The sequence below is a fragment of the Rhodococcus sp. SJ-3 genome (assembly GCF_051918125.1).
GTDB lineage: Bacteria > Actinomycetota > Actinomycetes > Mycobacteriales > Mycobacteriaceae > Rhodococcus.
Map to the genome: position 1 here is coordinate 1,587,979 of NZ_CM123306.1, position 13,318 is coordinate 1,601,296.

The 13,318-nt window shown below is 65.1% G+C and carries 13 protein-coding genes; 4 read left to right on the forward strand and 9 right to left on the reverse strand.

Annotated elements, in window-relative coordinates; all coding sequences use genetic code 11:
• The first annotated feature begins 90 nt into the window (after positions 1-90).
• Positions 91-1,008: a 3-keto-5-aminohexanoate cleavage protein gene (locus tag ACTDXD_RS07080; RefSeq protein WP_440126378.1), complete on the forward strand. Its 918-nt coding sequence runs from the start codon at positions 91-93 to the stop codon at positions 1,006-1,008.
• A gap of 40 nt (positions 1,009-1,048) precedes the next feature.
• Here ACTDXD_RS07080 and ACTDXD_RS07085 read toward each other — a convergent pair whose 3' ends face one another.
• The 3 genes from ACTDXD_RS07085 to ACTDXD_RS07095 form a co-directional block, all read right to left on the reverse strand.
• Positions 1,049-1,324: a WhiB family transcriptional regulator gene (locus tag ACTDXD_RS07085; protein WP_440126379.1), complete on the reverse strand. Its 276-nt coding sequence runs from the start codon at positions 1,322-1,324 to the stop codon at positions 1,049-1,051.
• 10 nt (positions 1,325-1,334) lie between these two features.
• The gene (locus ACTDXD_RS07090; protein ID WP_378562857.1) at positions 1,335-2,531 is read right to left on the reverse strand and encodes an acetyl-CoA C-acetyltransferase; all 1,197 of its coding nucleotides are present in this window, start codon (positions 2,529-2,531) and stop codon (positions 1,335-1,337) included.
• A 146-nt stretch (positions 2,532-2,677) separates the two neighbouring features.
• Positions 2,678-3,850: a CaiB/BaiF CoA transferase family protein gene (locus ACTDXD_RS07095; protein ID WP_440127563.1), complete on the reverse strand. Its 1,173-nt coding sequence runs from the start codon at positions 3,848-3,850 to the stop codon at positions 2,678-2,680.
• 300 nt (positions 3,851-4,150) lie between these two features.
• Here ACTDXD_RS07095 and ACTDXD_RS07100 point away from each other — a divergent pair, with 300 nt between their 5' ends.
• Positions 4,151-5,575, forward strand: a complete 1,425-nt coding sequence (locus tag ACTDXD_RS07100) for an MFS transporter (protein WP_440126380.1) — start codon at positions 4,151-4,153, stop codon at positions 5,573-5,575.
• A 54-nt stretch (positions 5,576-5,629) separates the two neighbouring features.
• Here ACTDXD_RS07100 and ACTDXD_RS07105 read toward each other — a convergent pair whose 3' ends face one another.
• Positions 5,630-6,526 (reverse strand): LysR substrate-binding domain-containing protein, encoded by an 897-nt coding sequence (locus ACTDXD_RS07105; protein ID WP_440127564.1) that lies wholly within the window; start codon positions 6,524-6,526, stop codon positions 5,630-5,632.
• Positions 6,527-6,635: 109 nt separating this feature from the next.
• Here ACTDXD_RS07105 and ACTDXD_RS07110 point away from each other — a divergent pair, with 109 nt between their 5' ends.
• The gene (locus ACTDXD_RS07110) at positions 6,636-7,556 is read left to right on the forward strand and encodes a CoA transferase subunit A (protein ID WP_440126381.1); all 921 of its coding nucleotides are present in this window, start codon (positions 6,636-6,638) and stop codon (positions 7,554-7,556) included.
• Positions 7,553-8,329 (forward strand): CoA-transferase subunit beta, encoded by a 777-nt coding sequence (locus ACTDXD_RS07115; RefSeq protein ID WP_440126382.1) that lies wholly within the window; start codon positions 7,553-7,555, stop codon positions 8,327-8,329. Before ACTDXD_RS07110 ends, ACTDXD_RS07115 begins: the two co-directional genes overlap by 4 nt.
• Positions 8,330-8,354: 25 nt before the next feature.
• On the opposite strand, the gene ACTDXD_RS07120 is transcribed toward ACTDXD_RS07115, so the two are convergent.
• The 5 genes from ACTDXD_RS07120 to ACTDXD_RS07140 all read right to left on the reverse strand — a co-directional run bounded on the left by ACTDXD_RS07120 (position 8,355) and on the right by ACTDXD_RS07140 (position 13,318).
• Positions 8,355-8,903: a DoxX family protein gene (locus ACTDXD_RS07120; RefSeq protein WP_440126383.1), complete on the reverse strand. Its 549-nt coding sequence runs from the start codon at positions 8,901-8,903 to the stop codon at positions 8,355-8,357.
• A 63-nt stretch (positions 8,904-8,966) separates the two neighbouring features.
• Positions 8,967-9,998, reverse strand: a complete 1,032-nt coding sequence (locus ACTDXD_RS07125) for an acyl-CoA dehydrogenase family protein (protein ID WP_440126384.1) — start codon at positions 9,996-9,998, stop codon at positions 8,967-8,969.
• Positions 9,995-11,140, reverse strand: coding sequence for an acyl-CoA dehydrogenase family protein (locus tag ACTDXD_RS07130; RefSeq protein ID WP_440126385.1), 1,146 nt, complete (start codon positions 11,138-11,140; stop codon positions 9,995-9,997). Before ACTDXD_RS07130 ends, ACTDXD_RS07125 begins: the two co-directional genes overlap by 4 nt.
• The gene (locus ACTDXD_RS07135) at positions 11,137-11,754 is read right to left on the reverse strand and encodes a TetR/AcrR family transcriptional regulator (protein WP_440126386.1); all 618 of its coding nucleotides are present in this window, start codon (positions 11,752-11,754) and stop codon (positions 11,137-11,139) included. The genes ACTDXD_RS07130 and ACTDXD_RS07135 overlap by 4 nt, the downstream gene beginning before the upstream one ends.
• 4 nt (positions 11,755-11,758) lie before the next feature.
• Positions 11,759-13,318, reverse strand: coding sequence for an acyl-CoA synthetase (locus tag ACTDXD_RS07140; protein WP_440126387.1), 1,560 nt, complete (start codon positions 13,316-13,318; stop codon positions 11,759-11,761).

A 13,318-nucleotide genomic window follows, 5' to 3' on the forward strand; every position in this document is an offset into this window, starting at 1 on the left:
CGAATCACATGGTTGACTAAGCGTCAGATGATAGGCAACACTCGCGATATCACCGATCCGTTCGCACCTGTGACCAGAGAGCATCGCGACATGACCGATAGCGGTTCCAGCAGCCTGTCCGAGCAGCCCGTCGTCATCGAGTCGGCGATCACACCGTTCCGGCGAGGTACTTCGATCGCAGGCGTCGCAAGCACGGCGACCGAGGCGCTCGAATGTCTCACAGCAGGGGCCTCGATCATTCACTATCGCCACGACTCACGTCTGGATCCCGACGAAGCCGTCGAAGAGATGCAGCAAGTGGGCCACGCCGTTCTGGCCCAGCAACCGTCTGCGATCGTCTACCCCGACTATCTGTCCGGCCCGTCATTCCCCGACCGAGTTGCCCATTTCCGCCCGCTGGCCACCACCGGGGCGATCGGCATGCTTCCGGTGGATCCTGGGTCGACGATGATCGGTAGCTACGACACTCGAGGTCTGCCGATCACAACCGAGCGATTCGGAGTCACGTTCGACGACGCGCAGCGTGTCGTACGGCTCGCCGACGCAACCGGAATTCCCATGACCATCGGTGTGCACGAGCCCGGCAATCTACGATTCGCGCTCGCCTATGCGCGCGCAGGCAGGTTACCGGCCGGATCCATGGTGAAGCTCTACTTTGCCGGCGACTACAGCGCCTACGACGTCGGTCGGCCTGCCCTCAATTTCGGCCTCCCCCCGACCGTGGAGGCACTCGACGCCTACCTGTCGATGCTGCGCGGCACATCGATTCCGTGGAGCGTCGCAGTCGTCGGCGGCGTGCTCATCGACACCCCGCTCGCGCGGTATGCGCTCGAACGCGGCGGCCATCTGCGTGTCGGCGCCCAGGACGCAGCCGGATTGTCCGACGCATCCAACCGCGAGATGGTCGAAGCAGCAGTTGATCTGGCCGCATCGGTGGGACGTCCTGTCGCCCGATGCACAGAGGCACGCGCCATCCTGTGTGAATACTCGCTCGAATCCACTTTGTAGGCAACAACCGCACTGGGGGGCACACTGAACGAGCAAGTCATCAGGTGGGCAGGAGACGGCCCAGTTTCTTCGCCCGCGCCACCGCGCGGCGCTCGGAGTAGTTCATCCCACCCCAGATACCGTGCGACTCATCGTTGGCCAGCGCGTGGTCGCGGCACTCGATGATCACCGGGCACGTGCGGCAGATCTTCTTCGCATCACGCTCGGCACCGGCCACCGGGCCGAGACCCGATTCCTTCTGCGGAAAGAAGACGGAAGTCTCGAACCCGCGGCAGCGCGCGGCGAGCATCCATTCCCTGTCGTCGAGCCCGCTCATACCGGTCCCCTCAGGCCGTGGTGATCGACGCGGCCATACCCTGGCCACCGCCGATGCACATCGTCACGAGCGCACGACCACCGCCGCGACGCTTCAGTTCGTGCAGAGCCGTTGTCGCCATCCGGACACCGGTCGCCCCGATGGGGTGGCCGAGGGAGATCCCGGAGCCGTTGACATTGAGCTTGTCCCGATCGTCCCAGCCCCACTGCGACAGCACGCCGAGGACCTGGCAGGCGAAGGCTTCGTTGAGTTCGACGAGGTCGAAATCGTCGAATCCGAGGCCCGTGCGGTCGAACAGCTTTCGGGTGGCGGCCACCGGACCGAGTCCCATGGTGGCGGGATCGCATCCTGCCGCGGTCCATCCTTCGAGGAAACCGATCGGCTCGAGTCCGTACTCGTCGAGCTTGTCCTCCGCAACCACGAGAAGCGCTGCAGCCGCATCGTTCTGCTGACTGGCGTTACCCGCGGTGACCACACCACCCGGCGTCACGGATCGCAGCTTGGCAAGGGATTCGGGAGTGCTGTCCGGACGGATACCCTCGTCCCGCGCGACCACGGTGACGTTACCCTTCCGGTCCTTGACCTCGACCCCGACGACCTCGTCGTCGAAACGCCCGGCCTCCCAGGCCGCGTGGGCGCGACGATGACTCTCCGCGGCGAGTGCGTCAGAGTCCTCGCGTGTGATTCCGCACTGCTCCGCGACGTTCTCGGCCGTCTCGATCATGCCGCTGATCTTGCCGAACCGCCATTCGGGCTGCGACCGTTCGCGGCCGCGATCGAGGCGGTCGTACAGGTTCAGGCCACCCGACCGTGCTCCCCAGCGGGCGCCCGTCGTGTAGTGCTCGATGTTGCTCATCGACTCGACGCCACCGGCAACCACGACGTTCGCGGCGCCCGTCTGCACCATCATCGCGGCGGTCACCAGCGCCTGCAGGCCGGTGCCGCAACGACGGTCGGTCTGGATGCCCGCCACCGAGATCGGCAGGCCCGCGTCGAGCGCGGCCCACCGACCGATGCACGGCGCCTCCGAACTCGCATAGGACTGACCCATCGCGACTTCTTCGATGAGATCCGGGTCGATACCCGAGCGAGCGACGGCCTCTTTGATCACCGTCGTCGCGAGGGTCACCGCCGAGACGTCCTTCAGCGACCCACCGAATCGGCCGACGGCGGTACGAACGGGGGCGACGAGTGCCGCACGGGTCATGGCCTACTCCTCAGGGAACGACTATTTGTACGGCCATTTTCGAATATGTACGCAACTGACGTCAATCGCTGGGTACTGCGGTTTCAATCCGAATCACCGATACGAACAGCTCTCGATTCCTATATGGCCGGATATTTCTTCCTGGATCATCCGACGATGCCGGCCTCGCGTAGTCCCGCGACCTGCTCGTCGGTCAACCCGAGGCGAGCGAGAACGGCGTCGGTGTGTTGCCCGAGTGAAGGCACCGGACCCATGGGCAGTTCGACGTCGCGGAAGTTCATCGGCGGAAGAATGGCGCGCACTGCACCCGATTCGGTCTGCACCTCACGCCATCGATCGCGCTCCCCGAGCTGCGGATGCTCGATCAGCCCCTTCAGGTCGCGCAGACGTGCCGCCGGGATGCCGGCCGCGGCGAGCTTGTCATCCAGCTCGGCACTACCGTATGTACTGGTCGCATCGCCGACGAGCTTGTCGACCTCCTCGCGCCGCGCGACCCGTTCGACGTTGGTCGCATACCGAGGGTCGGTCGCGAGCTCCGGCATTCCGAGCACCTCGGTGAGCGTCCGCCATCCGCGGTCGTTCTGCACACCGATGAGAATCTCACCGTCGGCGGTCGGGTACTTGTCGTACGGGGTGATCGACGTGTGCGCGAGGCCCATCCGCGGGACCTGCCGATCCTGATACATCTGCAGGTACATCGGATATCCGAGCCACTCGGCGGTCGCGTCGAACATGGACACGTCGATCGTCGCGCCCACTCCCGTGCGGTATCGCCGCAGCAGCGCCGCCTGGATCGAGGTCAGCGCGTACATGCCTGCGGCGATGTCGGAGGTGGGAATGCCCGTCTTGACCGCGGTCTCGGGTGTACCGGTGATCGAGCACAGTCCGGATTCCGACTGAACCAGCAGGTCGTAGGCCTTCCTGTCGCGCATCGGGCCATCGGTCCCGTACCCGGACATATTGACGACGATCAGCTCCGGATGATCGGCCCGCAAGTCGTCGGCGCCGAGCCCGAGCCGGTCGACGGCGCCGGGAGCGAGATTCTGCAGGAACACGTCGGCGCCTGCGATGAGCGACTTCACCGCGTCGACACCGGCGGGAGCCTTGAGGTCGACCGCGAACGATTCCTTACCACGATTGAGCCACACGAAATGCGCAGCGAGGCCGAGGACCGCGCTGTCGTAGTCGCGGGCGAAGTCGCCGTCGCCGACCCGCTCGACCTTGACGACACGCGCGCCCAGATCAGCGAGATGCCGAGTCGCCAGAGGTGCCGCGACCGCCTGTTCGAGGCTCACCACGGTGGTGCCTTCGAGAGGCAACTCCCCTCTGCCCGAACCGTCCCTGTTGGTTGCGCCGCCTGACGTATCCGTCTCGCCTGTCACGTGTGTGCCTTCCTTCGAACTGCGGTCGGCTATGTCTACCACCAGAGGAACACCCACCAAGCTCCGTGACTATGTTATTCATATGCATAAATGGTCTTCGATTCATACATATTTCGAAACAATGCGCTCGCGATTAGGTATCGGACGCAGCTACTTCCAAGCTGTCAACCTCGTTGAGACGCACGACACAGCGCAGTAGTCGAGCAGCCGAATTCGACCGAAAGAGAGCGGAGTCGCATGGCACCGTCGACACCCACCGACCAAGAGATCACGAAGAAGGCACGCAAAGCCGGTATCGCGTCCTTCATCGGTACGACCATCGAGTGGTACGACTTCTACATCTACGGAACGGCGGCGGCTCTCGTCTTCGGGGAGATCTTCTTCTCCGACGACCTTCCCTCGGGCGTCGGCACCCTGCTCGCGTTCGTGACCTTGTGGGCCGGCTTCCTCGCACGCCCCATCGGCGGTGTTCTCTTCGGCCACCTCGGCGATCGCATCGGCCGCAAGAACACACTGGTCATCACCCTGATCATGATGGGCATCGCGACCGTCGGCATCGGCCTGCTTCCGACCTACGCCCAGATCGGAATATGGGCGCCCATCCTGCTCGTCGCACTCCGCGTGCTGCAGGGTGTGGCCGTGGGTGGCGAGTGGGGTGGCGCAGTTCTCATCGCGTCCGAGAACGCACCCAAGGGCAAGGGCATCCTCTACTCCGCGTTCGCACAGCAGGGGTCTCCGGCCGGAAACTTGCTCGCGACCATGGCATTCTTCTTCCTTGCCGCGATGCCCACACCCGAATTCCTGCTCTACGGCTGGCGTATTCCGTTCCTCGTCTCTGCGCTGCTCGTCATCGTGGGCATGATCATCCGGCTCAAGCTCGAAGAGTCGGACGCCATGAAGGCCGTCCTCGCCAAGAAGAAGGTCGTCAAGCTCCCGATCGGCGAAGTACTGCGCAAGCATTGGGTCCTGGTTCTGCTCGGCGCCGGCGCCCTCCCCCTCGTTCAGGTCACCTATTTCAAGAACACGTTCGCATTGTCCTGGGCAACAAACGAACTCGGATACGAGCGAGGGACGTTCCTCGCGATCATCGCCATCGCGCTCGTCGTCCAGTTCATCGTGCAACCGTTCGGCGCGCTCCTCGTGTCGCGGATCGACATGCGCAAGGCCGTCTGCCTGATGGTGGTGCCCGAACTGTTCCTGATGCCCGCGATGTTCTACGCGATCCGCACCGAGACCTTCGCGATCGCGGCGATCGGTATGTGTATCGCCACGATCCCGCACTCGATGTTCTACGGCGCTATCGCCGGCATCCTCGCCAGGGCATTCCCCGCGAACATCCGCTACTCGGGACTGTCTGCGGCATACCAGTTGTGCTCGCTCATCGTCGGCGGTGGCACCCCGGTGCTCGCACAGTGGATCCTCAATTCGTCGGGCAATGTCACCGGTGTTGCGATCGCGGCGGCCTCATACGCGGCGGTATCTCTGGTGTGCACGCTCATGCTGCTCAATCGCACCGGCTACGACCCGAAGGCGCTGTCGCACGCGGAGCAAGCCGACGAGGACGAACTCGAACTCGAGGGCCCGGCAGAAGCAGACGCCGTCCCGAACCGGGTCGATGCCGTCCCGGGTGCAGCATCCGAAACTGTACGCGCTACCACATAATTCGAGCATCCGCGGTGAGCGGTGCCGGCCGGTCCTCGCGATCGCCGGCACCGCTCACTCGTTCGGTGTGGGCAGCGCCTCCTCCGACAGCCGGAGCACCTCCGCGAGCGCCGCACTGGTGTCGCCCTCACGCCACACGAGACGCACATCGAGCGGGCTCTGCTCGGCAAGCGGCACGAACACGACTTCCGGATTGACGACGTGCCGAGCCACCGACGACACCGTCAACGTACAACCCACTCCCGCCGACACGAGCGCCACCAGCGACAGCGAATCAGGTGCGCTCTGCACAATTCTCGGAGTGAAGCCGTCGTCGTGTGCAAGCCGGAGCAGGAGCTCGCGCAGCATCGACCCCGGCTCGGAAGGCAACATCACCCACGCTTCGCCCGCCAGGTCGGCCAGCTGCACCACCGGCTCCCCCGCCAGCCGATGCTCTCTCGGCAATCCGACGACGAGATCTTCGCGCGCGATCACCCGCGACGCGATTCCCGGAGGAAAGAACAGCAGCCGGACGATACCGATGTCGAGCGTGCCCTCCGAGAGCCGGTTCAGCACTTCGCTCGCGTAGGCCGAACTCGCGAGCACGAACTCGATACCCGGGTGTGTACGACGCACGAGCTTCGCCCACTGCCCGACCAGGTGGTGCGACGAGGAGCCGGCGAATCCGATTCGCACGCGGCCCGTCCGGCCACGACCTGCAGCAGTGACCGCCATCTCGGCCAGGCGGACCGCATCGAGGACAGCTCGGGCCGGCTCGACGAGCGCCTGCCCGGCCTCCGTCAGCTGGACGCTGCGGGTACTGCGTTCGAAGAGGACCATTCCGAGTTGCTTCTCGAGTTGCTTGATCGTCCTGCTCAGCGGGGGCTGAGCCACATGCAGACGCTGCGCCGCCCGACCGAAGTGCAGTTCTTCCGCCACGGCCAGAAACGCCCGGATCTGATGTATCTCCACCCGGCTATTATTACTCAATACGTAATAATGCAGGCAACACTTTGTATTGGACTATATCTATGGCGCCTGCCACAGTCGACAACAACGACAGACGCGCCAGGAGACCGGTATGCCAGCAGACAAAGTGATGACCATGCGCGATGCCATCGCGACGCACGTCCAGGACGGCATGACGATCGCCCTCGAGGGCTTTTCGCACCTGATTCCGTTCGCTGCAGCCCACGAGATCATCCGCCAGGGCCGCAAGAACCTGACGCTGTGCCGGATGACACCGGACATCATCTCCGATCAACTCATCGCCGCCGATTGCGTCTCGACGCTCGTCGCATCGTTCTTCGCGAGCGGATCCGCCGGGTCGCTGTACGAGATCCGCCGACGCATCGAGAAGCACGACCCGGTGAAACTCGACGTCGAGGAATACAGCCACTACGGCATGGTGTGCCGCTACCAGGCGGGCGCGGCCGGCCTGCCGTTCTTCCCTCTGCGCTCGTATGCCGGAAGCGACCTGCCGACGCTGAACCCGAAGATCAAACTCGTCGACGATCCGTACGGCAACGGCAGCACCTATGTGGTTCCGCCGCTGAACCCGGACGTCACGATCATCCATGCGCAGCGCGCCGATCGGGCAGGCAACATCCAGATCTGGGGCATCGCCGGGGTTCAGCAGGAAGCCGTGTATGCGGCGAAGCACGCGATCGTCGTGGTCGAGGAGATCGTCGACGACGACACCGTGCGCTCCGACCCCAGCCGCACCCTCATCCCGTCGCACGCCGTCGACGCCGTGGTCGTGTCGCCTCGCGGTGCACACCCGTCGTACGCACAGGGTTACTACGACCGCGACTGCGCCTTCTACCGGCGCTGGACCGAGATCAGCAAGGACCCCCAGGCACTTCGCACGTGGCTGAAGGACTGGGTGTACGAAACCGCCGACCACGACGGATATCTCGCCAAGCTCGGCGACGACTACTGGAGCGATCTCGAGGTCGCGCCGCGATACTCCGAAGCGGTCAACTACGGGAGCAGAAAATGACCACTACCGAGCCGTTCACCACTACCGAGCTGATCGTGTCGGTCGCTGCCCGGGCGCTCGCCGGTAAAGACCGCGTCTTCGCCGGCGTCGGTCTGCCGACTCTCGCGGTGGACCTCGCCTGCCGCACCTCGAACCCGGACATCGAACTCATCTACGAGTCCGGCGTGTGCGGTGCGCACCCCGAGGCGATGGCCGAAGGTATCGCCGATTCGGTCGTGGTCTCCGGCGCCGAATCCGTCGTCTCCATGGCATCGCTGTTCGGGTACGTGCTGCAGGGCGGCAATGTCGACGTCGGGTTCCTCGGCGCAGGCCAGATAGACCGCTACGGAAGCCTGAACACCAGCTTCATCGGCGACTGGGACAAGCCCACCGTGCGGCTTCCGGGTGCGGGTGGCGCTGTGGAGATCATGCCGAATGCCGGCGAGGTCTTCGTCGTCATGCGCAGGCACGACCCGAGCGCGTTCCCCGCCGAACTCGACTTCTGCACGTCCCCGAGCCCCGTACGGGCCCGCGAGGCAGGCGTCGGCATCATGCCCCGAGGACGCGGCGTCACCAAGGTGTTCACCAGCCTCGGTGTGCTCTCGCGCAGCGGTCCGTTCGACGAACTCGAGCTCACCAGCGTCCACGCCGGTGTCACCGTCGACGAGGTGCGCGCGGCAACGGGATGGGATCTGCGCGTCTCCCCCGAGCTGACCGTGACCGAACCGCCGACCGCACACGAGATCGACCTGCTGCGCAACGAGATCGACAAGGTGCGCCTCTACTTGCGGTGACTAGCAACTGCGGTGAGCAGTCGCGTCAGGACACCGACACGGATTCGTCGTCCTGCTTCGGCGAGGGCCGGTAGCACGCACCCAGCAACGCACCGGCAGCGGCGAGCCCGCCGACCAGGGCGATGAGGACGCCGGCCCACCCGTCGAGCAGGTTGTCGCCGAAGATCAGGTGATCGAGGCTGGCGCTGCCCGCACCCATGATCGCGACGGCAACGGCTCCCCCGGCGAGCACGAGGTTGTATTCCCAGCCGTTGGCGGTCACGAAGAAGCCGCTGCCCCGATGCACCGTCCATGCGGCGACGAACATCAGCGAGACGAACCCGGCGGCAGCGAACGGGGTGAGAAGACCCAGTGCAAGCGCAATACCTGCGCCGACCTCGGTGAGAGCCGCAAGCCACGCATGAATTCTGCCGGGACGCATGCCCATGCCGTCGAACCAACCGGCCGTACCCGGAATGCGGCCACCCCGGAAGAGCTTGCCGTACCCGTGCGCTGCCATCGTCAGCCCCAGCAGCACGCGAAGTACCAGCAGTCCGGTGTCGATCGTATCCACTTCAGCTCCGTTCCTGGACATGGCCGCTCGTGACGGATGCCCTGACGGTGCCACACCGACCGCACCAGAGGATTGTTACCTACATCACTCGGTGACCACAGACCACACATCCCCCGCCGCTACCGCCGCAGCGAGAAGTTCCGCATCCCACGACGCAACAGTGCCGAACTCGTTGCGCCACGACAGGATGCGATTCGCGTGCCGATGCAGTTCGTGCTCCATCGTGAAGCCGATCGCACCGAGTGCCTGATGCGCATTACGGGTGACCACCGCCGCCGCGTGACCGGTGCACGATGCTGCCGCAGCGACCGCGAAGCGGGTGACGCTACTGCCGAATCCGTTGTCGACCGCGGCCGTCACCGCTGCGTCCGTTGCCGCCCGCGCGAGGGCCGACTCGGCGGCGATATCGGATACGAGCGCCTGGACGGCCTGGAACTTTCCGAGCGGCCGACCGAACTGGACACGCGCCGTGACATGTTCGACGACAAGCTCCAGAATGCGATCCATTGCTCCCACCGAGGAGAGTGTCCGCGCAAGCGCACCCCGATAACGGAACTCCTCGGCCACCGACGCGGGCACCTCGGCGCCCGAGAGCGCCGAGACGTCGACGCGGATGTGGTCGCGCGGCTCCGACGCGAGATTCACGGCCTCCGTGAGTTCGACCTGAGTCTTCGAGATCTCTGCGACCCTCCAGGTGCTTTCCGCGTCCTGCCACAGGACGACGATCGCGTCGACGTCGCGTGCCCACGGCACGAAGCGGGCGCCGCCGTCGGCATCGAGTACGGCCGCGGTGCGCACACCGTCGCGGCTCTCGAGTCCCGCGGTCGTGAGCAGCCACCCGGCGAGCAGGTCGTTCTCCGCGACCGGCACCGCCGCAGCGCCCGCACCGGCTGCGGTGAGAAGCAGCGCCGCCTCGGTCCAGCCTGCGCCGCTACCACCGGCCGATTCGTCGCCGGTCAGGCGTGCGAGGCCCAACTCGCTCAGCGTGGTCCACAGACTGCGGTCGAATTCGATGACGTCACCGATGCGGTGGTCGTCGCCGGAGGTGAAGACTTCGGCGAGCATCCGCTCGAAGTCGCGCAATTCGGTATTGCCCGTTGCCGTGTTGTCGGTCATCGTAGTCCCAATCCTCGTGCAATGACCCCGCGCAGGATCTCGCTGGTTCCGCCGCGCAATGTGAAACCCGGGCGCTGCATGACGCCCGCCCGAATCAGTTGCGCAAGATGCTCGTCGGAGGTTCCGTAGCCTGCGATCTCGTCCGCCAGATCGGCGAGGTCGCCCTCGGTCTTCGTGCCGAGCACCTTCACCACCGACGCGGCAAGTTCCGCGTTCTCCCCGCGTTCGAGCGATTCGGAGACGGCCGTGGACATCCGGTGCAGCCCGGCCATCCGGCCGATGGTCGCGCCGATCCGCGTGTCGGATTCGACGGTGCCCGCCCCGACACCGCGGACCAGGCCCTCGAGGACACCGAACGTCGACAGGAATCGTTCGGGACCGCTGCGTTCGAAGCCGAGTTCGCTCGTGACCTGCTCCCAGCCCGACCCGATCGCACCGAGGACGAGATCGTCGGGGACGAACACGTCCTCGAGCAGTACCTCGTTGAAGTGGTGGTCGCCGGACATCGACAGGACCGGACGGATGGTCACACCGGGCGAGTCGAGCAGCACGATGAACTGGCTCAGGCCGTCGTGGCGGTGCGCAGGGTCGAGCGGCGCGGAGCGGGCGAGACCGAAGAATGCGTCGGCGTGATGCGCACCCGAGGTCCACAGCTTGGTTCCCGTGATCTTCCACCCGCCCTCGACCTGGACGGCCCGAGTCTTGACGCTGGCCAGATCTGAACCGGAGTCGGGCTCGGACATGCCGATGGCCCAGCAGATCTCGCCCGCGGCGATGCCCGGGAGGAACCTCTGCTTCTGCGCTTCGGTGCCGTACTTCAGAAGAGACGGTGCGGCCTGCCGGTCCGCGACCCACTGCGCCGCGACGGGAGCACCCACCGCAAGGAGCTCTTCAGTGACGACGAATCGCTCCATGAACGTGCGTCCGTGGCCGCCGTATTCGGTGGGGATCGTCATGCCGACCCAGCCCTCGGCAGCAAGTGCCCGGGTGAAGTCGATGTTCCATCGGGTCAGCCAGGTGTCGATACCGGGGGTGAACACCCCGGACGCGATCTGCTCCTTCAGGAACGCTCTGACCTGCATGCGCAGTTCGGCGAGCGCCGGATCGGGTCTCCCGGCCTGCGGGACCAGTCGTGTACTCATCGTGATTCTCTTCCGTCCTGCGAAGCAGCATTCGCCCCGCTCGGGCACAACAAATCCATTGCCATGTCGGCGTAGCGTTCGGCGATCTCGTCCGGCGCGTCGGGTCCGGCGGGGTCGTACCAGTTGGCGATCGCCGACACCATCGCCAGGATCGATCGGCGGCAGTCGTCGGGATACTTCGTGGTGAACAGTTCCTGGCGGACACCCTCGTCGATGATGTCGCGCATCCGTTTGCGTCCCGCGCGTCGACGCTCGTCGTACTGGCGTGCCCCGTCGGGCTCCAGATTGCGCACCTCGGTCGCGATCAGCTGCCCCTGCAGGGGGTACTGGGTCCGGAACTTGACGTTCCCCCGCACGAACGCGCGCAACTGCGCGACCGGATCGTCTCCCGCATCGGCGAGCTCGGCGTCGCACACCGCATCGTACGTATCGACACCGTCCAGCAGAATTGCGAGCAGCAGATCCTGCTTGTTCTTGTAGTGGTAGTACAGCGCGGACAGACTCACGCCTGCTTCCTGCGCGATGGTCCGGATCGACGAGGCGCCGTATCCGTTGCGCACGAACTCTTGACGCCCGACATCGATGAACAGTCGTTGTTTGGGAGACGGGGCCATCACGTCACCCCGCATCGGCATACATGTCGATGAGGTCCCGCAGAGCACCCTTGACCATCTTGCCGGTCGCGGTACGCGGCAGAGCATCGACGAATCGAACTCTGCGTGGGCACTTGAACTTCGACAGTCGCTCGTGACAGAAGTCGATGATCTCGCGTTCGAGATCGTCGCTCGGCACAGTGCCGTCGGCGGGTCGCACGAACGCTTCGACGCGTTCACCGCGGTCCGCGTCCGGAACCCCCACCACCGCGACGTCGCCGACCGCCGGGTGCAGGGCGAGGATGTTCTCGATCTCCTGCGGGTAGATGTTCACACCACCGGAGATGATCGTGAACTTGTCGCGGCCGGTGAGGTACAGATAGCCGTCCTCGTCGAGGTAACCGAGGTCGCCGTTGGTCGCCCAGTTCTTCTCGAACGGATGTCGCGCAGACTCGGTCTTGACCGGATCCTTGTGGTACTCGACGTTCTGTACGGGTTTCTCGAAGTAGACGGTCCCCGCCTGCCCCGCAGGCAGTTCACTACCGTTGTCCGCACAGATGTGCGCGATCCCGCTGCTTCCGGGCCCGCCTGTGCGGCCCACACTTCCGGGCTTGCGGAGCCACTCCTGCGGTGTGATGACAGTGCTGCCGACCGCCTCGGTGGCCGAGTAGTACTCGTACACGATCTCACCCCACCACTCGATGAGGCGCGCCTTGACCTCGACGGGACACGGCGCCGCCGAGTGGATCGCGCAGCGCAGCGACGACAGGTCGTACTTGTCCCGTATCTCTTCGGGGAGTCGGAGCAGTCGCACGAAATGCGTGGGAACCCATTGACTGTGCGTGACGCGATGATGCTCGATCAGCTCCAGCGACAGTTCCGCGTCGAAGCGTTCCATGAGTACAACGGTGCCGCCCATCCCCTGCGTGAGCACGCTGTACCGCAGCGGCGCCGAGTGGTAGATGGGTGCAGGCGAGAGGTACACGGTGTCCTCATCGAACCCGAGGTGCCGCAGCATGTCGATGAGGGGAATGCCTGGGTCTTCGTCGATCTGCACACCACTGAGCCGGGGCTTGATTCCTTTTGGACGACCCGTGGTTCCCGAGGAGTACAGCATGTCGCTGCCCCGCGGCTGATCGGCCGGCGGCACCGTGGACAGCCCGGCGACCTCGGTCTCGTAGTCGAGGTGGCCCGGGATCGAACCACCGAAAGAGACGCGATGCCGCACCTTCGGTGTCAGTGCAGCGACCTCCTCCGCGAGCGAGGTGAGAGGTGCCGACACCAGCAGGATCGTCGCGTCGCAATCGTCCACGATGTACGCGGCCTCCGCAGCCGCGAGATGCGAATTGACGAAGGTGATGTACACACCGGAACGCAACGCGCCCCAATATAATTCGTACACAGTTGCATCGTTGACGGTGATGACTGCGACATGATCACCGGCACTCACATCGTGCGCGCGTAACCAGTGCGTGAACCGGACGGACGCCTCTTCGAGTTCTCGGTAGGTGATCGTCCGCCCGGTCGCGGCCTCGTGCACGGCGGGCCGATCCGGGTGTGTTGCAGCGTAACGGCCCGGGTACAT

Bases quoted from the DNA above. Each gene is read 5' to 3' on its own strand.
- ACTDXD_RS07080 (WP_440126378.1), top strand. From the start codon at position 91: ATGACCGATAGCGGTTCCAGCAGCCTGTCCGAGCAGCCCGTCGTCATC.
- ACTDXD_RS07085 (WP_440126379.1), bottom strand. From the start codon at position 1,324: ATGAGCGGGCTCGACGACAGGGAATGGATGCTCGCCGCGCGCTGCCGC.
- ACTDXD_RS07090 (WP_378562857.1), bottom strand. From the start codon at position 2,531: ATGACCCGTGCGGCACTCGTCGCCCCCGTTCGTACCGCCGTCGGCCGA.
- ACTDXD_RS07100 (WP_440126380.1), top strand. From the start codon at position 4,151: ATGGCACCGTCGACACCCACCGACCAAGAGATCACGAAGAAGGCACGC.
- ACTDXD_RS07110 (WP_440126381.1), top strand. From the start codon at position 6,636: ATGCCAGCAGACAAAGTGATGACCATGCGCGATGCCATCGCGACGCAC.
- ACTDXD_RS07115 (WP_440126382.1), top strand. From the start codon at position 7,553: ATGACCACTACCGAGCCGTTCACCACTACCGAGCTGATCGTGTCGGTC.
- ACTDXD_RS07120 (WP_440126383.1), bottom strand. From the start codon at position 8,903: ATGTCCAGGAACGGAGCTGAAGTGGATACGATCGACACCGGACTGCTG.
- ACTDXD_RS07125 (WP_440126384.1), bottom strand. From the start codon at position 9,998: ATGACCGACAACACGGCAACGGGCAATACCGAATTGCGCGACTTCGAG.
- ACTDXD_RS07130 (WP_440126385.1), bottom strand. From the start codon at position 11,140: ATGAGTACACGACTGGTCCCGCAGGCCGGGAGACCCGATCCGGCGCTC.
- ACTDXD_RS07135 (WP_440126386.1), bottom strand. From the start codon at position 11,754: ATGGCCCCGTCTCCCAAACAACGACTGTTCATCGATGTCGGGCGTCAA.
- ACTDXD_RS07140 (WP_440126387.1), bottom strand. From the start codon at position 13,318: ATGTACCCGGGCCGTTACGCTGCAACACACCCGGATCGGCCCGCCGTG.